The following is an 18,579-nucleotide window of genomic DNA, read 5'->3' as shown; positions in this document are numbered from 1 at the left end:
ACCGCGAGGGCCGCGCCGTCCTGCCGCATCCCGAGCTGTTGGGTTAGCTGTCGTAGTCGATGGCGTGGCGCAGCTGTTTTTCGTACTCCAACGCCTTGCCGGTGCCCAAAGCCACGCAGTTCAACGGCTCGTCCGCCACAGAAATGGCCAACCCGGTCTGTTCGCGCAGTGCCAGATCAAGATCTCCCAGCAGCGCGCCGCCGCCGGTCAGCATGACGCCGCGGTCCACGATATCGGCTGCCAGATCGGGCGGAGTGGTCTCAAGCGCGGTCATCACGGCCTCGCAGATTTGCTGTACGGGCTCGGCCAGCGCTTCGGCGATCTGGGCTTGGGTCACTTCGATCTCTTTGGGGACGCCATTCAACAGGTCGCGTCCGCGGATATGCATCGAGGTGCCACGTCCGTCGTCAGGCATCCGCGCCGTCCCGATAGAGGTTTTCACCCGCTCGGCAGTTGTCTCGCCGATCAACAGGTTATGCTGGCGGCGCAGGTAGTTGATGATCCCTTCGTCCATGCGATCCCCACCGACACGTACGGAGCGTGCGTAAACGATGTCGCCCAGCGACAGCACTGCAACCTCTGTTGTACCGCCACCTATATCAACGACCATGTTACCGGTTGGATCGGTGATCGGCATGCCTGCACCAATCGCGGCGGCAATCGGTTCGGCAATCAGCCCGGCACGGCGTGCACCTGCAGACAGCACCGACTGGCGGATCGCACGTTTCTCGACCGGCGTCGCGCCATGTGGCACGCAGACGATGATTTTGGGCTTAGAAAAGGTCGACCGTTTATGCACCTTGCGAATGAAGTGTTTTATCATCTCTTCGGCGGTGTCGAAATCGGCAATCACGCCTTCGCGCATGGGGCGGATCGCTTCGATGCTGCCGGGGGTCCGGCCCAGCATCAGCTTTGCGTCTTCACCCACCGCAAGTACCTTTTTGACGCCGTCCTTGACGTGATAGGCCACGACCGACGGCTCCGACAAAACGATGCCCTTGCCTTTGACGTAAACCAGCGTGTTCGCGGTCCCGAGGTCGATGGCCATATCGGACGAGAACATACCACGGAATTGATCAAAAAAGGACATGAGCAGCGGACCTTGCAAAAATTCATTTTGGCCCGTCGACTCTGACAAGTCCCGGGCTCATCGGCTTATAGGCTGATGACGTCAAAGACGAAAGGGGGGTTGACCTTTGGGGTGGCATGATGCCGCCGCTGCGCTATGGTTTCCGTCAGGGCAGATAAACGGGGATGCGAGAAATGCAGAAGATTCAAGTTATTGGTGTGCATCACATCACTTTAATGGGCGCGGATCGTCAGACCAGTATTGATTTCTGGGAGGGGTTGCTGGGCATGCCGTTTATCTTTGACCAGCCAAATCTGGACGATCCCGACGAAGGACATCTGTACTTTGATCCCGGCGATGGCCGTTTGATCACGATCTTTACCAATGAAAACCGCAACCCCGTGCACAACCGCACGCCAACCGATGCAGGCTGCGTGCACCATGTCGCGTTTGAAGTCGACCGCGCCATGTTCGACCAGGTGCAGGATCGGCTCAAGGAACGCGGGATCGGCAATTCCGGCGTCAAGGATCGCGGGTTCATGCATTCGATCTATTTCAAGGATCCGCTTGGGTTCCTGATCGAACTGGCCTGCTATACCTTTATTCCGCCGCGCGGGTCATCCCATGCCGAGGTCATGCTCGAAGCGCATAAACTGCGCGTTGCCCGCGGCGATCACCACATCGAACGCCAGCATCTGGCCGATGCCACCGTGATGATCGTAAAGCGCTCGCAGAGGTCCCTGTCAGAGGATCGCAGCGCAAAGAACCCCTATCGCTAAAGGCCGTCCGGTACCGAATACAGGCGGGTCAAAAATACCACATTCAAACGCATCATGACGGTGATTTCTCTTGGTGGTTGCAGGCGGATTCCGCCGCGCCTAAGAGCTGCCACACGAGCAATCATAAATTGTGTGAAGGAACCAGCATGATCCGTAATCTTTTTATCGCCTCCGTCTTGAGCGTGTCGGCAACCGCCGCTGCAGCCGAACTGACCTATGGCGCAGCATTCGCGAAGCTTCACGACTTTGACGTTGACGGCGCAGGCACGATCGACGTGAAATCCTTGGGCGGTGGCATCGAATACCGCTACAACAACTTCATCTTCTCGGGCGAATTGTCGAACATCGACATCGAAGGCGTCGACATTGAACTGGGTACCGTGGGCGTTGAATACGCGCTGGCCAACGGGTTCAACATCGGTCTGGACTACTCGCGTTTCGACCTTGCGGGGATGGATGCCGATGTGACCAGCCTCTTCGGGATGTATCAGTCAGGCGCACACACTTTTGGTGCCGCGATCGGTGATTCCTCTGATCTGGACGACATGACCTTCAGCATTTTCGCCGCTTGGGATGTAACACCCACAGGCACCGTCGGTCTGGACCTCGTTCACATCGAAGACGAAACACTGTACGCTGCCTACGCCGACTATGACGTTGCGCAATACAACGTGCAGGCCGATCTGGTGAAACTGGACGATCTGAGCATCGTCGCCGTTGCAGGCGGTTATGAATTCGCCAACGGTTTTTCGGCCATCGGTTCTGTCGGTTTCCTTGATCTGGGTTCGGAAGATGTACGTGCGATCACCATCGGTGGTCAGTATGAATTCACCCCCGGTGCGAACGTAGAGCTGGCCCTGGGCCGCTTGGACTTCGACAGTGGCGCAGACGTGGATCAAGTGACATTCGGCGTGAACTACGAACTGGGCCGCCGCACATCCAAGCGTCGTTCGTTGGGCAACATCTTCTCGAGCGCGACAGGTTCCTTTGCAGGTCTGACAGATTTCTAATCTGCGCTAACAAGACGACAGACAAAGAAAAGGCCCCCGAAATCGGGGGCCTTTTTTGCATCTTCGGGGCCGTGGTGCCGATGGTTCAGCCCACGTCCTTATAGCTGATCTCGCGCTTGTCCGTGCCGCCTTTCTCGCGGCGCACCAGCAGGCGGTTCAGCGCGTGGATATAGGCGCGGACCGATGCGACAACCGTGTCGGTATCCGCTGACTGCCCTGTGACGATCCGGCCGTCTTCCTCGAGGCGTACAGAAACCGTCGCCTGCGCGTCGGTGCCTTCGGTCACGGCGTGTACCTGATACAGCTGCAAGCGCGCTGAATGCTCGACCAGCGCTTTGATGCAGTTGAACGACGCATCCACAGGACCATCACCGGTCTGCGACGTTTTTGCTTCGACGCCATCAACGCTCAAGGTCATTTCGGCCTTTTGCGGACCTTCGGTGCCGCAGACCACGGTCATGCTACCCAGCACAATACGGTCGCTTTCAGGGTCGGTCGCGGTGCGCATCAGGGCGATGAGATCGTCGTCGTAGATCTCTTTCTTGCGGTCGGCCAGTTCCTTGAAGCGGACAAAGACGTCCTTCAACTGGTTGTCGCCCAATTCATAGCCGAGGTTTTCCAGCTTTGAACGCAACGCTGCACGGCCAGAGTGTTTGCCCATGACGATGTTGGTTTCGGTCAGGCCCACGTCTTCGGGGCGCATGATCTCGAATGTTTCGGCGTTTTTCAGCATGCCATCTTGGTGAATGCCGCTTTCGTGGGCAAAGGCGTTCTTGCCGACGATGGCCTTGTTGAACTGCACGGCAAAGCCGGACACCGCAGCCACGCGGCGCGAGATGTTCATGAGCTTGGTGCTGTCGATCTTGGTCTGGAACGGCATGATGTCGTTGCGGACCTTCATGGCCATCACGACCTCTTCCAATGCGGTGTTGCCCGCGCGTTCGCCCAGGCCGTTGATCGTGCATTCAATCTGACGCGCGCCCGCTTCGACGGCGGCAAGGCTGTTGGCGGTCGCCATGCCCAAGTCGTTATGGCAGTGCGTGGCAAAGACGATTTCGTCCGCGCCGGGCACGTTCTCCAACAGTTTGCGGATCAGATCAGCGCTTTCGCGTGGTGCGGTATAGCCCACGGTATCGGGGATGTTGATCGTGGTGGCCCCTGCCTTGATCGCGATTTCCACGGTGCGATAAAGGTAATCCAGCTCTGTCCGCGTGGCATCCATCGGGGACCATTGCACGTTGTCACACAGGTTGCGCGCGTGGGTGACCGTCTCGTGAATGCGGTCCGCCATTTCGTCCATCGTGAGGTTCGGAATGGCACGGTGCAGCGGCGAGGTGCCGATAAACGTGTGAATGCGGGGCTGTGCGGCATGTTTGATCGCCTCAAAGCACCGATCAATGTCGCCAAACTGGGCGCGGGCCAAGCCGCAGATGACCGAAGTCTTCGACAGTTTCGCGATCTCGCTGACGGCGGCGAAATCCCCTTCGGAAGCAATGGGGAAACCGGCTTCGATCACGTCGACGCCCATCTCGTCCAGCAGGCCCGCGATCTCTATCTTTTCGGCGTGGGTCATGGTGGCACCGGGGGATTGCTCGCCATCGCGCAATGTCGTGTCGAAAATCAAGACGCGGTCTTGTTGTGTAGTATCTGTCATCTTTTGGGTTCTTTCATTCTGCTGTCTAAATCCGTGGCGCGCGGCACATCCCTCTGAGCGGGCGCGCCGGATGGCACGCTCAGAGGCGGATTAGGAGCAGTAGGTTGGCACGCAGGAAAGTCGCGCAGTGGCGCGGCAGGATCGACATATGATCGGCGTGTGTCATGGCGACAAGTTATACCCGCGCATTCGCAAATGGGAAGGGTTTTTCTGCGCCCTTTTTCCCGCGCTTGAAGGGGGGCTGTTTTCCGCTAGGTTTCCCTGCATGAAACAGGTTTTGATTATAGGGGCTTCGGGCGGTGTCGGTGCCGCCTTGGCCGCCGCCTACGAGGCGCGCGGCGATGCGGTCACGCGGCTGTCACGGTCGGTGGACGGGTTCGACATCACCGACGAGACAAGCGTGGATCGCCACATCACCGCTGTGGGCGGGCCGTTCGACGTGGTGCTGGTCGCCACCGGCGCGCTTGAGATAAACGGCGCTGCGCCCGAAAAATCTATCAAATCCATCAGCCGCGATGCGATGATGGACCAATTCGCGCTGAACGCCGTCGGCCCCGCGCTGGTGTTGCGCCATGCGGGTGACCTGCTGCGGCGCGACACGGCGTGCGTGTTTGCCGTGCTCTCGGCGCGGGTGGGGTCGATCGGGGACAACCGGATCGGCGGCTGGATCAGCTACCGCAGCGCCAAGGCGGCGGTGAACCAGATTGTGCACACTGCCGCGATTGAACTGACGCGCAGCCACAAGCACAGCATCTGCGTTGCCCTGCACCCCGGCACGGTCAAAACCGAATTTACCGCGAAATACCTTGCCCGCCATCCCGCTGTCGCACCGTCGGAGGCGGCGGAAAATCTGCTGGCGGTGATCGACGGGCTGACGCCTGCGGACACAGGCCAATTCTTTGACTGGGCCGGAAAGCCGGTGCCATGGTAGGGCGCTTGGTGCTGGTTCTGGGCGACCAGCTGACCGAAACGCTTAGCGCGTTGGCACAGGCGGATAAAACGCGTGACACCGTCGTCATGGCCGAAGTCGCGGACGAGGCGGCTTATGTCCGGCATCACCCTAAAAAGATCGCCCTGATCTTTGCCGCGATACGCAAATTTGCCCAAGCCCTAGAGGCGGACGGCTGGACCGTCGCCTATACGCAGCTGGACGATACGGAAAACGCGGGCTCTATCGTGGGGGAATTGCTGCGCCGTGCCGCGCAGACGGGGGCAAGCGAGGTTCTGGCGACAGAGCCGGGGGAGTGGCGCTTGATCGACAAGCTGAAAGACGCCCCGCTGAAGGTGCATCTGCTGCCCGACGACCGCTTTCTCGCATCGCATGCCGAATTCGAGGCATGGGCCGAGGGGCGCAAGGCGCTGCGGATGGAGTATTTCTACCGCGAGATGCGCCGCAAGACCGGCCTGCTGATGGACGGAGACCAACCCGCTGGCGGCAAGTGGAACTTTGATCACGACAACCGCAAGGCGGCGCCCGATGATGTGACCGTCGATGGCCCCCTGCGGTTTGAACCGGATGCCACCACCCGCGAGGTGCTCGATCTGGTGCAGGCGCGTTTCGGCGATAACTTCGGGGATCTGGAGCCGTTCTGGTTCGCCACCACCCGTGCAGAGGCCTTGCAGGCGCTGGACCATTTCATCGCGAACGCCCTGCCGCGGTTTGGTGATTACCAAGACGCGATGCTGAACGAGAATGAATTCCTGTATCACGCGATCCTGTCGCCCTACCTCAACATCGGGCTGCTGAACGTAACCGAGATTTGCAAGGCCGCCGCCGACGCCTATGCCGCAGGTCATGCGCCGATCAACGCTGCCGAAGGGTTCATCCGGCAGATCATTGGCTGGCGCGAATATGTGCGCGGCATCTATTTCCTCGAGGGGCCTGACTATACCAGTCGCAATGTCCTAGGGCATGACCGCGCCCTGCCTTGGTTCTACTGGGGTGGCGAAACACGGATGCATTGTGTGGCCAAGGCGGTGGGGCAGACCAAGACGCAGGCCTATGCACATCATATTCAGCGGCTGATGGTGACAGGCAACTTTGCCCTGCTGGCGGGGATTGATCCGGCGCAGGTGCATGAATGGTATCTGGCCGTCTACGCCGACGCGTTCGAATGGGTGGAGGCCCCGAACACAATCGGCATGAGCCAGTTTGCCGATGGCGGTGTCATCGCGTCCAAGCCCTATGTCTCGTCGGGGGCTTACATTAACCGCATGTCGGACCACTGCAAAAGCTGCCATTATTCGGTCAGTGCGAAAACGGGCGAAAAAGCCTGCCCGTTCAATCTGTTGTACTGGCACTTTCTTGACCGGCATCGCGACCGGTTCTCGAACAATCCACGTATGGGCAATATGTACCGCACATGGGACCGGATGGACGCCGACAAACGCAAGACGGTTCTGGCCGAAGGGGATGCCCTGCTCGCCCGTCTGGACGCGGGCGAGGTGGTTTAACCGTCGTTGCTGTCTGCCTCGTCCGTGCTGTCGGCAGGTGCCTCTGACGGAGTCTCGGACTCTGCTGGGGCGTCATCCGTGGCCTCATCCGTAGCGTCAGGCGTGGTCGCGGCGCCAGTATCCTCGGCAGGGGCCGCGCCCGTTTCCTGCAATGCACCATTCACCCACTGGCCCGAGACTTCCTCGCCCGTTTTATAGCGCATGGTGCCCTGACCCTGATGTTTGCCGCCCTCGAACGACCCGTCATAGATATCACCGTTGGGGTAGGTCGCGGTGCCGGCGCCGTCGATTTCTCCGCCGGACCACTGGCCGTCATAGGTGAACCCGTCGGGCATGGTGATCTTGCCGGTGCCATCGCGCAACCCGTCGGCAAAGCTGCCGGTATAGACGGTGCCATCAGGATAGGTCGCCGTGCCCATGCCGCTGCGCTGGCCGTCTTTCCAGCTGCCATCGTATTTATAGCCGTCGGCATAGGTCATTACACCCTGACCATCATTGCGGGCATTCTTGAACCCGCCCTCATAGACGATGCCATTGGGATAGGTCGCACGGCCCTGGCCTTCGATGACGCCAACGACCCATGATCCTTCATAGGTTGATCCGTCCGGATAGGTGATCTTGCCCTGACCGTCTGCCAGATCATCGCGAAAACTGCCTTCGTAGACTGAACCGTCGGGGTAGGTTACCTTGCCCATCCCCTCGATCTTTCCCGCAACCCAAGAGCCTGTGTAGACATAGCCATCGGTGCCAGTGAATGTGCCCTGTCCCTCGCGGCGGTCTTCCGCAAAGCTGCCCTCGTAGATGTCGCCCGTGGCGTAGGTCACTTTGCCGGTGCCTTGGCGCTGGCCGGCGACCAGATCGCCTTCGTAGATGTCGCCATTGGGCTGGGTCAGCGTGCCGGTGCCGTCGATCTGTCCGTCTTTCCACTGGCCGGTATAGGTCAGCCCGTCAGGCATGGTCAGTGTGCCGGTGCCATTGCGGTCGCCATCGACGATGTCACCGTCATACAGCGCGCCATCGGGGTAGGTGATCTTGCCCACGCCCTGCTTGACGCCGTCCACCCAGTCGCCCTGATACTCATAGCCGCCGGGGGACTGCATAACGCCCTTGCCGTGGTGATTTGCATTGCGGAACGACCCTTCGTAACGCACGCCATTGGCATATTGTGCGATGCCCTGACCGGTGATCGCGCCGGCTTCCCATTCGCCCTCGTAAGTGCCGCCGTCAGCAAAGGTGATCTTGCCGAACCCGTCCGGCTTGCCCTTTTCAAAGTTGCCTTCGTAGACCGATCCGTTGGGAAAGCGCGCGACGCCTTTTCCCTTGATCTCTCCGTCGACCCAATTGCCCTCGTATTCATAGCCGTTGGGCAGCGTATAGGTGCCTGTCCCGTGCTGAACGCCGTCTTTAAACGTCCCCTCATAGACGCCACCATCGTCGTATTGCTTGCTTTGTACTTCGCCGTCTTGCGCAAGTGCGGTGAAGGGCAGCAGCCCAAGGCAAAGGATCAGCGGGGTCAGGTTCAATTTCGTCATACAGCAACTTTCAAAAGAGAGTGCGGCCAAGAGCGGCGGGCGAGTTTGTTAACGCTTAGCCTATTCAATGGCCTGCGAGGGGGCAATCGTCTTTTGCCCGGCGGTGCGCCTTGGTCTTTTACTTGGCGCGTGATCTGCTACATCACTTGCGTAGATTATCGAAGGATCGCCTCATGACATCGCGTTTTCGCATCACGCTTGGCCAGTTGAACCCCACCGTCGGGGATTTGGCCGGAAACGCAGACCTCGCGCGGGATGCCTGGGCCCAAGGCAAAGAGGCCGATGCCGATCTGGTCGCTTTGCCAGAAATGTTTCTGGCCGGATACAATGCCCAAGACCTTGTGATGAAGCAGGCGTTCCAGCTGGATGTCATGACCCACCTCGAAGCGCTGGCCGCTGATTGTGCTGATGGGCCCGCGCTGGCCATTGGCGCACCTTGGGTCGAAGGGGCCAAGCTTTATAACGCCTATGTGATCCTCAAAGGCGGCAAGATCGCCAGCCGCGTGTTCAAACACAACCTGCCAAACGAGACTGTCTTTGACGAGGTGCGTATTTTCGACAGCGCGCCTTTGGGCGGGCCGTACGCCGTCGGCGATACCCGCATCGGCAGCCCGATCTGCGAAGACGCGTGGCACCCCGATGTGGCCGAAACACTCGCCGAAACCGGGGCGGAGTTTCTGTTGGTGCCCAACGGATCGCCCTATTATCGCGGCAAGTTCGAGACGCGGTTGAACCATATGGTCGCCCGTGTGGTCGAAACTGAACTGCCGCTGATTTACCTCAATATGGTGGGCGGTCAGGATGATCAGGTCTTTGACGGGGCGAGCTTTGCGCTGAACCCCGGCGGCAAGCTGGCGTTTCAAATGCCGGCCTTTGACGCGCAAATCACCCATGTCGACCTTGAGCAGACCCCGGAAGGCTGGCGCGTGGTCGAGGGCGAGAAGGTGCCGATGCCATCGGAGCTTGAGCAGGACTACCGCGTGATGGTGCAGGGCTTGCGCGACTACATGGGCAAGACCGGCTTTAAGAAAGTGTTGCTGGGCCTGTCGGGCGGCATCGATTCGGCGATTGTGGCCACGATCGCTGTGGATGCGCTTGGCGCTGACAATGTGCGCTGTGTGATGCTGCCGTCCGAATATACGTCCCAAGCCTCTCTTGATGATGCTGAATCCGTCGCCAAGGCGCTTGGCTGCCGCTATGACTATGTGCCGATCGCGCAGGGCCGTGCCGCGATCACCGACACGCTGGCCCCGCTGTTTGACGGCACCGAACCCGACCTGACCGAGGAAAACATCCAGTCGCGCCTGCGCGGGCTGTTGTTGATGGCGGTCAGTAACAAGTTCGGCGAGATGTTGTTGACCACGGGCAACAAGTCAGAGGTCGCGGTGGGCTATGCCACGATCTATGGCGACATGGCGGGGGGGTATAACCCGATCAAGGATATGTATAAAACCCGCGTCTTTGACAGCTGCCGCTGGCGCAACGAGAACCACCGCGACTGGATGATGGGCCCAGAGGGAGAGGTGATTGCGCCGCGCATCATCAACAAGCCGCCCTCGGCCGAGCTGCGCGAGGATCAGAAGGACAGCGACAGCCTGCCCGACTATCCCGATCTGGATGCGATGCTGACGATCCTTGTCGACGACGACGGGTCCATCGCCGATTGCGTGGCAGCGGGCTTTGACCGCGATGTTGCCAAAAAGGTCGAACACCTGCTCTATATCAGTGAATACAAACGGTTTCAGTCCGCACCCGGTCCCCGTTTGACCAAGGGCGCGTTCTGGTTGGACCGCCGCTATCCCATCGTGAACCGCTGGCGCGACCCCAGTTGATCACGCGGGCGATGCCGCACGTTATCTAGACAATGACGCCGCGCTGTGACAAGCCAGCGGCCAATCAGGAGAACCCAATGACCATCACCCGCTTCGCCCCGTCCCCGACCGGCTATATCCACGTAGGCAACCTGCGCACGGCGCTGATGAACTATCTGATCGCTCGCAAAAACGGCGGCGAGTTCATCCTGCGGATCGACGACACCGATCCGGTGCGCAGCAAAGAAGAATACGTCGACGGTCTGAAAGAAGACCTGACATGGCTCGGCCTGCATTGGGACCGCGTTGAACGCCAGTCCGAGCGGTTGGACAAATACCACGCTGCCGCGGACGAGCTGCGCAAGATCGGGCGCTTCTATGAAGCGTGGGAAACGCCGACCGAACTGGACCTCAAGCGCAAGAAACAGCTGAACATGGGCAAGCCGCCGGTCTATGACCGCGCTGCGCTGAACCTGTCGGATGCGGAAAAAGCCAAGCTGCGCGACGAACGCGGCCCGGGCGTGTGGCGCTTCAAGCTGGATCAGGAACGGATCGAGTGGAAGGACGGCATCCTTGGCGACATCTCGATTGATGCGGCGTCGGTTTCGGACCCCGTTTTGATCCGCGGTGACGGCCAGATTTTGTACACACTTGCGTCGGTTGTCGATGATACAGAGATGGGCGTGACCAATGTTGTGCGCGGGTCCGACCACGTGACCAACACGGCGACACAAATCCAGATCATGCACGCACTTGGCGGCACCGTGCCCTCCTTTGCGCACCATTCGCTGTTGACCGGTCCGCAAGGCGAGGCGCTGTCGAAACGTCTGGGCGTGCTGGCGCTGCGCGATCTGCGCGAACGCGGCGTGCATCCGTTTGCCTTGCTGTCGATCATGTCGCGTCTGGGGTCGTCTGATCCGGTCGAGCTGCGCACCGATATGGAGGCCTTGATCGATGGCTTTGACATCGAACGCTTTGGCTCTGCGCCGACCAAGTTCGACGTCGAAGACCTGTTCCCGATGACGGGCCGCTATCTGCAGACCCTCCCGCTTGAGGCGGTCGCCGATGATATCGCAGCCCTTGGTGTGCCCGCAGATAAGGCCGGCCTGTTCTGGCAGGTCACCCGCGAAAACATCACGACACTTCACGATCTTGAGGGATGGTGGCAGATGTTTAACGAAGGCGCGGAGCCTGTGATCGCGGACGAGGATAAAGAGTTCGTCGCCGAAGCCTTGGCGCTTCTGCCCGAGGGCGAATTTGACGAAAACACATGGAGCACATGGACTGCCGCCGTGAAAGAGCAGACGGGCCGCAAGGGCAAGGGGCTGTTCATGCCACTGCGTCTGGCGCTGACCGGCAAGCCCCACGGACCCGATATGGGTGCCGTGCTGCCGCTGCTGCAAGTCGTGAAGGCACGCGGGTGAAACGGGTCGGGTTCGCGGGCGCAAGTTCGGGAGCCTTCGGCGAGAGTTTATCTGGCAAAATGAAGCCACTGTCGGCTGACATAAGGCGCGTCCATCATGGTTGATGGGCGCGCCAAATTTTTATCGGGCAACCTGTTCGGGCATGTGGCCAACATGTCTTTGCTGGCCTCGGTCGGGCTGGTGGCCGTGTTCCTTGTCGATTTCGTCGACATGATCTTCATTTCTATGCTGGGCAAGGCCGAGCTGGCGGCGGCCATCGGCTATGCCGGGGCGATCCTGTTTTTCACCACGTCTTTCGGGATCGGTCTGGGGATTGCGGCCGGTGCTTTGGTCGCGCGGGCCTTGGGGCAGGATGATGCGCAGCTTGCGCGAGAGCGAACGACCCATGCGCTGTGCTATGGGGCGCTTTTCGGCGTGATCTTTGCGCTGTGTGTGTTTCTATCGCTGGATGTTCTGGTCGGATTGGTCGGCGCGCGCGGTGAGACGGCGACACTGGCGGTGCATTTCTTGCAGATTGTTGTGCCGTCCGTCCCGTTCCTCATGGTTGGTATGATGGGCAGCGCCATCCTGCGGGCGCATGGGGATGCACGCCGCGCAATGATGGCAACGATCGCAGGGGGTATTGTGAATGCCATTCTTGACCCCATCCTGATCTTTACCTTCGACCTGGGTCTGACCGGTGCCGCCTGGGCGTCTTTTGTCGCGCGGGTGGTGATTGCCTATACCGCGTTGATGCCGATTGTGCGCCATTATGGCGGGATCGCGATGCCACGTCCTGCGGGACTGTGGCGCGATCTGTTGCCGGTTTTGTCCATCGCGGTGCCCGCCATCCTGACGCAGGTCGCAACGCCTGTCGGGCAGGCATATGTCACCCGCGCCATGGCGGCCTATGGTGAAGACGCGGTGGCGGGCATGGCGATTGTCAGCCGCATGATGCCTGTAGCCTTTGCCGTGATCTTTGCTCTGTCTGGGGCGGTGGGGCCGATCATCGGGCAGAATTTTGGCGCAGGCGATCTGGGGCGGGTCAAACGGACCTATGCCGCGGGGGTCAGCTTTGCCGCGTTGGTGATCGTGGCGATTTCCGCCGCGCTGTTTGCGTTCCGCGCACCGCTGGCGGCGATGTTTGACGCCGAAGGCATTACGTTGACGCTGATCTATCTGTTCTGCGGCCCGCTTTCGCTGGCGTTCTTTTTCAACGGCGTGTTGTTCGTGTCGAATGCAGCGTTCAACAATATGGGCCACCCCTATTATTCGACGGTCACCAACTGGGGTCGCAACACGCTGGGGATGATCCCCTTGGTCTGGGCCGGCAGCCTGCTGTTCGGCGCGCCCGGCGTGCTGATCGGGCAGGCGGCGGCGGGGGTGGTCTTTGGGACGCTGGCGTGGGTTTTGGCGCGTCGGATGATCGCGCAAGGGGGGCAGCGCAAACGCGCCAAGCCCGAGGTCTTTGCCCGCGACGGGCGGTTGATGTCGCTACTGCACCTGCGCCGATAGGCGGGTCAGATTGTCGTCCACCAGCGCGGTTTCCTGCACGGTAAGTGCTTGTGCGCGCGGGTATTTCGGCGCTGCGCGGTCGTTCAGGATCGGCGTGTCCCAGCCGCGCGTCGTGTCAAAGAACCGCTGCACGCCGTCGACCCCGTATTCGCGCAGGAACCCTTGGACCACGACATCAATATAGCTGAGCAAAATGGTGTGGTCGCCGGATGTCACATGGGTGTCCGTCGGCACGGAATAATGCGCCATATCGGGGGCGGGAATGATGTCGTGTACGACAGCCCCGTTCGACCCGATGCGGTTGTAGTTGGTTTCGCGGGTATCCAGCGCCACCCAATCGGCACCAGGCACAGCCGCGATCAAGCCGTCGATGACGGTGTCTTTTTCAGGCAGCACGCTGAGAAAGACATGCGATGCCCCTGCGATGCGAACCCAAAGCCGGTGCCAGCCGTGCAACTGCGCCGGACGGGCGTCGGGGTAGGCGTGGGTATTGCGATTTACGAGGCTGCCATAGCCGAAAAAATATGGTGTCATATGCGTGTTTTGGCGCCGCGCGGCGCTGATGTCCACATCTTGCACGCGCAGGTCGCGGTGGGCTGCTCAATATCGCGGCACGGGATGAAAGTTTTAGCGCTGCGCTGTCAACTTTGCTTGACGCAGCGCCGCGATCCGGCATAGCACTTGCCCACACCGTTACGGGAGAACCGGCGCAAGCCGGTGCCGAAGGAGCAACCGCCCCGGAAACTCTCAGGCGCAAGGACCGCAACGGGACCTAACAACTCTGGAGAGTGACGCAACAGCGTCCGCCGAAGGGATAACGATCTCAGGCGAAAGGACAGAGGGGGCATTTGACGGGCTGCATTCCTGCGGTCTGCTGGGTGCCAGTATGGTCAATGGCCTTCTGGATATGGAAAAGGCCGCGTGACCATGAGCGATTTGCAACAGACACCGCTATACGATCTTCATCTGGACCTGGGTGGCAAGATGGTGCCCTTTGCGGGCTATTCCATGCCTGTGCAGTATCCGATGGGCGTGATGAAAGAACATCTGCACACCCGTGCCGCTGCGGGCGTTTTTGACGTCAGCCACATGGGGCAGGTGATGGTGACCGGCCCGTCGTGGGACGCCGTAGCACTGGCGTTTGAGGCACTGGTGCCGATGAACGTGCTGGGGCTGGAAGACGGGCGTCAACGCTATGGGTTTTTCACCAATGACGCGGGCGGGATCGAGGATGATCTGATGTTTGCGCGTCGTGGCGATGACCTGTTTGTTGTCGTGAATGCCGCCTGCAAGGAGGCCGACATCGCGCGGATGAAAGCGGCGCTTGAGCCTGAGCTCACCGTGACCCCGATCACCGACCGTGCCTTAATTGCCGTGCAGGGACCAACCGCAGGCGCGGCCATCGCCTCGCTTGATCCGGCGGCTGACGCGATGCGGTTCATGGATTTTGCGACGTTGACGCTGGACGGGGTAGAGGTCTGGGCCTCGCGGTCGGGCTACACCGGCGAGGATGGGTTCGAACTGTCTATTCCAGAAGCGCAGGTCGAAGCCTTGGTCCGCCATTTGCTGGAGATCGAGGGCGTTGCGCCGATTGGTCTGGGCGCACGGGATTCGCTGCGGCTTGAGGCGGGGTTGTGTCTGTACGGCAACGATATCGACGCGGGCACAAACCCGGTAGAGGCAAGCCTGACATGGGCAATCCAAAAGGCCCGCCGCGCTGGTGGCGACCGTGCGGGGGGCTACCCCGGTGCCGACGCTGTGCAAGCCGCGTTCGAAACTGGCACGGCGCGCAAGCGTGTCGGTCTGGCCCCCGAAGGGCGCGCCCCCATGCGCGACGGCACACCGCTTTTTGATGCCGCGACAGGTGGCACGCAGGTGGGCGAAGTGACGTCGGGCAGTTTCGGGCCGACGGTAGGCGGGCCTGTCGCAATGGGCTATGTCAGTGAAGCGCAGGCGGGTATTGATACGATGCTGTGGGGCGAAGTCCGCGGCAAGCGTCTGCCAGTGACCGTTGCCAAGCTGCCCTTTGTTGCGGCGAATTTTAAAAGATAATCTAGTGAAGGATGGAAGAATGAAGTTTACCGAAGAACACGAATGGCTGCGGGTTGAAGGCGATGAAATCGTCGTTGGCATCACCATTCACGCGGCCGAACAGCTGGGCGACGTGGTGTTTGTCGAACTGCCCGATGAAGGCACGACTGTCAGCAAGGACGACGAAGTTGTCGTGATCGAATCCGTCAAGGCGGCGTCCGATATTCTGGCACCGATTGATGGCGAGATCATCGAGGTCAACAGCACGCTGTCCGACAACCCCGCCTTGGTGAATGACGACCCGCAGGGCGAGGCGTGGTTCTTTAAGATGAAGGCGTCCGACCCGAGCCAGATGGACGAGTTCATGGACGAAGCCGCCTATCAAAAATTTATCGGGTAAAGCCCGCTGCCCCGCCGGAGCCTCCGGCGGGGATTTTATACCATTTGGAAGAGGGGCCTTGCGCCATGGTTTTCAAGCCGACCGAATATTTGCCGTATGATTTTGCCAACCGCAGACATATCGGGCCTTCTCCGGCAGAGATGTCGGACATGTTGAAAGCCGTCGGCGCGCAGAGCCTTGGCGCGTTGATTGATGACACGATGCCCGCCCAAATTCGCCAGAAAGAGTCGCTGGATTTTGGCAAGCCGATGTCAGAGCGCGAAGTATTAGAATACATGCGCGTGGTGGCGGGCAAGAACAAGGTGCTGACCTCGCTGATCGGGCAGGGCTATCACGGCACGGTGACGCCGCCTGCGATCCAGCGTAATATTTTTGAAAACCCCGCGTGGTACACCGCCTATACCCCCTACCAGCCCGAGATCAGCCAAGGGCGTCTTGAGGCGCTGCTGAACTTCCAGACGATGATCAGCGATCTAACCGGCCTCGAGGTCGCCAACGCGTCTCTGCTGGACGAAGCGACGGCCTGTGCCGAAGCGATGACGATGGCGATGCGCCTGTCGAAATCGAAGGCCAAGGCGTTCTTTGTCGACCGCGATTGCCACCCCCAGAACATCGCCGTGATCCAGACCCGTGCGGCCCCGCTGGATATCGAAGTGATCATCGGTGACCCCGACAAGATGGACGCGAACGCTGTTTTCGGGGCGCTGTTCCAGTATCCCGGCACCTACGGCCATGTGCGCGACTTTACCGACCATATGACCGCGCTGCATGACGCTGGTGCTTTGGGTGTCGTATCCGCTGATCCGATGGCGTTGACGTTGTTGAAAGAACCCGGTGCCATGGGCGCGGATATCGCTGTCGGGTCCACCCAGCGGTTTGGCGTGCCCGAAGGATATGGCGGCCCGCACGCGGCCTATATGGCCTGCAAGGACGCCTATAAGCGCGCCATGCCCGGCCGCATTGTTGGCGTGTCGATTGACGCCCACGGCAACCGTGCCTACCGTTTGTCACTGCAGACGCGTGAACAGCACATCCGCCGCGAAAAGGCGACGTCGAACGTTTGTACCGCGCAAGCGCTGCTGGCGGTGATGGCGTCGATGTATGCGGTTTTTCATGGGCCAGACGGTCTAAAGGCGATTGCACAGCGTATTCATCGCAAGGCTGTACGCTTGGCCAACGGGCTGGAAGAAGCCGGTTTCAAAGTCGATCCGAAATCCTTTTTTGACACGGTGACGGTCGATGTCGGCCCCTTGCAGGCCGCTGTGATGAAATCTGCCGTGGACGAGGGCATTAACCTGCGCCGCGTCGGTGAGACCCGCGTCGGCATCAGCCTCGACGAGCGCAGCGTGCCTGCCACGATCGAAGCCGTCTGGCGCGCCTTTGGCATCCGCCGCACAGATGAGAAGTTCGAGGCGCAATATCGCTTCCCCGACGACATGCTGCGCGAAAGCGCCTATCTGACTCACCCGATCTTTCACATGAACCGCGCCGAGACCGAAATGATGCGCTATATGCGTCGTTTGGCCGATCGTGATCTGGCCTTGGACCGTGCGATGATCCCGCTGGGGTCGTGCACGATGAAGCTGAATTCGGCTGCGGAGATGATGCCGGTCAGCTGGCGCGAATTCTCGATGATCCATCCGTTTGTGCCGCAAGATCAGGCGCTTGGGTATAAGCATATGATCGACGATCTGTCGGCCAAGCTTTGTGACATCACGGGCTATGACGCGATTTCGATGCAGCCCAACTCGGGTGCGCAGGGTGAATATGCGGGTCTGCTGGCAATTGCGTCCTATCACCGTGCCAACGGGCAGGGGCATCGCAACATCTGCTTGATCCCGATGTCGGCACACGGCACCAACCCCGCCAGCGCCAATATGGTCGGCTGGAAGGTGGTCGTGATCAAGACAGCTGCCAACGGCGATATCGATCTGGACGACTTCCGCGCCAAGGCGGAAAAGCACAGCGAAAACCTTGCTGGCTGCATGATCACCTATCCCTCGACCCACGGTGTGTTCGAGGAAACCGTGACCGAGGTGATCAAAATCACCCACGATCACGGCGGTCAGGTCTATATCGACGGGGCGAATATGAACGCCATGGTCGGTTTGGCGCGTCCGGGCGATGTGGGCGGCGATGTCAGCCACCTCAACCTGCACAAAACATTCTGCATTCCGCATGGCGGCGGTGGCCCCGGCATGGGTCCGATTGGTGTGAAATCGCACCTCATCGCGCATGTTCCGGGACATCCGAACGGTGGTGAAGGCGCTGTTTCCGCTGCACCCTACGGGTCGCCGTCGCTTCTTCCGATCTCGTGGTCGTATTGTTTGATGATGGGCGGTGACGGGCTGACGCAGGCCACACGCGTCGCGATCCTGAACGCCAACTACATCGCCAAGCGGCTCGAAGGGGCGTTCGAGGTGCTGTACAAAGGGCCAACGGGCCGTGTCGCGCATGAATGTATTTTCGATGTGCGCCCGTTCGAGGAAAGCGCAGGCGTGACGGTGGATGACATCGCCAAACGTTTGATTGACGCGGGCTTCCACGCGCCCACGATGAGCTTCCCCGTCGCGGGCACCTTGATGGTGGAACCGACCGAGTCAGAGACCAAGGCCGAGCTGGACCGTTTCTGCGATGCGATGCTGGCGATCCGCGAAGAGATCCGTGCGATCGAGAACGGTGATATGCCGCGTGAAAATAACGCGCTCAAGAACGCGCCGCACACGGTCGAGGATCTGGTCGGCGAATGGGATCGCCCTTACACCCGCGAACAGGGTTGCTTCCCCCCCGGTGCGTTCCGCGTCGACAAATACTGGCCGCCGGTCAACCGCGTCGACAACGTGCATGGCGACCGCAACCTGATCTGCACTTGCCCCCCGATGGAGGAATACGCAGAGGCGGCTGAGTAAGCTTCAAGGGAT

At 60.3% G+C, this 18,579-nt stretch carries 14 protein-coding genes and 1 riboswitch; of the genes, 10 read left to right on the top strand and 4 right to left on the bottom strand.

Annotation, left to right across the window (positions count from 1 at the left end; translation table 11 throughout):
• Window positions 1-43: 43 nt before the first annotated feature.
• Entirely contained in the window at window positions 44-1,090 is a 1,047-nt protein-coding gene (locus BLQ98_RS00665) for a rod shape-determining protein (protein ID WP_093731432.1), read from the bottom strand.
• Window positions 1,091-1,263: 173 nt separating this feature from the next.
• Here BLQ98_RS00665 and BLQ98_RS00660 point away from each other — a divergent pair, with 173 nt between their 5' ends.
• A complete protein-coding gene (locus BLQ98_RS00660) occupies window positions 1,264-1,848 on the top strand; it encodes a VOC family protein (RefSeq protein ID WP_093731431.1) in 585 nt (194 codons plus the stop codon).
• 146 nt (window positions 1,849-1,994) lie between these two features.
• On the top strand, window positions 1,995-2,858 hold the full coding sequence (locus tag BLQ98_RS00655) for a porin (protein WP_093731430.1): 864 nt from the start codon (window positions 1,995-1,997) through the stop codon (window positions 2,856-2,858).
• Between the two features lie 85 nt (window positions 2,859-2,943).
• Here BLQ98_RS00655 and BLQ98_RS00650 read toward each other — a convergent pair whose 3' ends face one another.
• Window positions 2,944-4,512 carry a 2-isopropylmalate synthase gene (locus BLQ98_RS00650; protein ID WP_093731429.1) on the bottom strand — a complete coding sequence of 523 codons (1,569 nt, stop codon included), beginning with the start codon at window positions 4,510-4,512 and terminating at the stop codon, window positions 2,944-2,946.
• A 265-nt stretch (window positions 4,513-4,777) separates the two neighbouring features.
• Between BLQ98_RS00650 and BLQ98_RS00645 the strand changes: the two genes are divergently transcribed.
• Window positions 4,778-5,443: an SDR family NAD(P)-dependent oxidoreductase gene (locus BLQ98_RS00645; RefSeq protein ID WP_093731634.1), complete on the top strand. Its 666-nt coding sequence runs from the start codon at window positions 4,778-4,780 to the stop codon at window positions 5,441-5,443.
• Complete coding sequence (locus BLQ98_RS00640; RefSeq protein ID WP_093731428.1) at window positions 5,437-6,966, top strand: cryptochrome/photolyase family protein; 1,530 nt, start codon at window positions 5,437-5,439, stop codon at window positions 6,964-6,966. The genes BLQ98_RS00645 and BLQ98_RS00640 overlap by 7 nt, the downstream gene beginning before the upstream one ends.
• Here BLQ98_RS00640 and BLQ98_RS00635 read toward each other — a convergent pair.
• Entirely contained in the window at window positions 6,963-8,498 is a 1,536-nt protein-coding gene (locus tag BLQ98_RS00635) for a 2-isopropylmalate synthase (protein WP_093731427.1), read from the bottom strand. The two genes, BLQ98_RS00640 and BLQ98_RS00635, sit on opposite strands and share 4 nt — an antisense overlap.
• Before the next feature lie 173 nt (window positions 8,499-8,671).
• Here BLQ98_RS00635 and BLQ98_RS00630 point away from each other — a divergent pair, with 173 nt between their 5' ends.
• The 3 genes from BLQ98_RS00630 (at window position 8,672) to BLQ98_RS00620 (ending at window position 13,227) form a co-directional block, all read left to right on the top strand.
• Window positions 8,672-10,330, top strand: coding sequence for an NAD+ synthase (locus BLQ98_RS00630; RefSeq protein WP_093731426.1), 1,659 nt, complete (start codon window positions 8,672-8,674; stop codon window positions 10,328-10,330).
• Between the two features lie 77 nt (window positions 10,331-10,407).
• On the top strand, window positions 10,408-11,733 hold the full coding sequence (gene gltX, locus BLQ98_RS00625) for a glutamate--tRNA ligase (RefSeq protein WP_093731425.1): 1,326 nt from the start codon (window positions 10,408-10,410) through the stop codon (window positions 11,731-11,733).
• A gap of 96 nt (window positions 11,734-11,829) precedes the next feature.
• Window positions 11,830-13,227: an MATE family efflux transporter gene (locus tag BLQ98_RS00620; protein ID WP_093731424.1), complete on the top strand. Its 1,398-nt coding sequence runs from the start codon at window positions 11,830-11,832 to the stop codon at window positions 13,225-13,227.
• On the opposite strand, the gene BLQ98_RS00615 is transcribed toward BLQ98_RS00620, so the two are convergent.
• Window positions 13,207-13,761: a gamma-glutamylcyclotransferase family protein gene (locus tag BLQ98_RS00615; protein ID WP_093731633.1), complete on the bottom strand. Its 555-nt coding sequence runs from the start codon at window positions 13,759-13,761 to the stop codon at window positions 13,207-13,209. The genes BLQ98_RS00620 and BLQ98_RS00615 overlap by 21 nt on opposite strands.
• 152 nt (window positions 13,762-13,913) lie before the next feature.
• A riboswitch (glycine riboswitch) is annotated at window positions 13,914-14,000 on the top strand.
• Window positions 14,001-14,154: 154 nt separating this feature from the next.
• On the opposite strand from BLQ98_RS00615, the gene gcvT reads away from it, so the two are divergent.
• From gcvT to gcvP, 3 genes are all read left to right on the top strand, one after another.
• The gene (gcvT, locus tag BLQ98_RS00610) at window positions 14,155-15,279 is read left to right on the top strand and encodes a glycine cleavage system aminomethyltransferase GcvT (RefSeq protein WP_093731423.1); all 1,125 of its coding nucleotides are present in this window, start codon (window positions 14,155-14,157) and stop codon (window positions 15,277-15,279) included.
• Between the two features lie 19 nt (window positions 15,280-15,298).
• Window positions 15,299-15,658 (top strand): glycine cleavage system protein GcvH, encoded by a 360-nt coding sequence (gcvH, locus tag BLQ98_RS00605; RefSeq protein ID WP_093731422.1) that lies wholly within the window; start codon window positions 15,299-15,301, stop codon window positions 15,656-15,658.
• A 65-nt stretch (window positions 15,659-15,723) separates the two neighbouring features.
• Window positions 15,724-18,567 carry an aminomethyl-transferring glycine dehydrogenase gene (gcvP, locus tag BLQ98_RS00600; protein ID WP_093731421.1) on the top strand — a complete coding sequence of 948 codons (2,844 nt, stop codon included), beginning with the start codon at window positions 15,724-15,726 and terminating at the stop codon, window positions 18,565-18,567.
• Window positions 18,568-18,579 lie beyond the last annotated feature (12 nt).

The organism is Sulfitobacter litoralis (assembly GCF_900103185.1).
Classification (GTDB): domain Bacteria; phylum Pseudomonadota; class Alphaproteobacteria; order Rhodobacterales; family Rhodobacteraceae; genus Sulfitobacter; species Sulfitobacter litoralis.
Note: the sequence above shows the minus strand (reverse complement) of the source record. Positions and strands in the feature narration are given on the sequence as shown.

Coding starts and splice junctions, on each gene's coding strand:
- BLQ98_RS00665 (WP_093731432.1), bottom strand. CDS start 1,090: ATGTCCTTTTTTGATCAATTCCGTGGTATGTTCTCGTCCGATATGGCC.
- BLQ98_RS00660 (WP_093731431.1), top strand. CDS start 1,264: ATGCAGAAGATTCAAGTTATTGGTGTGCATCACATCACTTTAATGGGC.
- BLQ98_RS00655 (WP_093731430.1), top strand. CDS start 1,995: ATGATCCGTAATCTTTTTATCGCCTCCGTCTTGAGCGTGTCGGCAACC.
- BLQ98_RS00650 (WP_093731429.1), bottom strand. CDS start 4,512: ATGACAGATACTACACAACAAGACCGCGTCTTGATTTTCGACACGACA.
- BLQ98_RS00645 (WP_093731634.1), top strand. CDS start 4,778: ATGAAACAGGTTTTGATTATAGGGGCTTCGGGCGGTGTCGGTGCCGCC.
- BLQ98_RS00640 (WP_093731428.1), top strand. CDS start 5,437: ATGGTAGGGCGCTTGGTGCTGGTTCTGGGCGACCAGCTGACCGAAACG.
- BLQ98_RS00635 (WP_093731427.1), bottom strand. CDS start 8,498: ATGACGAAATTGAACCTGACCCCGCTGATCCTTTGCCTTGGGCTGCTG.
- BLQ98_RS00630 (WP_093731426.1), top strand. CDS start 8,672: ATGACATCGCGTTTTCGCATCACGCTTGGCCAGTTGAACCCCACCGTC.
- gltX (WP_093731425.1), top strand. CDS start 10,408: ATGACCATCACCCGCTTCGCCCCGTCCCCGACCGGCTATATCCACGTA.
- BLQ98_RS00620 (WP_093731424.1), top strand. CDS start 11,830: ATGGTTGATGGGCGCGCCAAATTTTTATCGGGCAACCTGTTCGGGCAT.
- BLQ98_RS00615 (WP_093731633.1), bottom strand. CDS start 13,761: ATGACACCATATTTTTTCGGCTATGGCAGCCTCGTAAATCGCAATACC.
- gcvT (WP_093731423.1), top strand. CDS start 14,155: ATGAGCGATTTGCAACAGACACCGCTATACGATCTTCATCTGGACCTG.
- gcvH (WP_093731422.1), top strand. CDS start 15,299: ATGAAGTTTACCGAAGAACACGAATGGCTGCGGGTTGAAGGCGATGAA.
- gcvP (WP_093731421.1), top strand. CDS start 15,724: ATGGTTTTCAAGCCGACCGAATATTTGCCGTATGATTTTGCCAACCGC.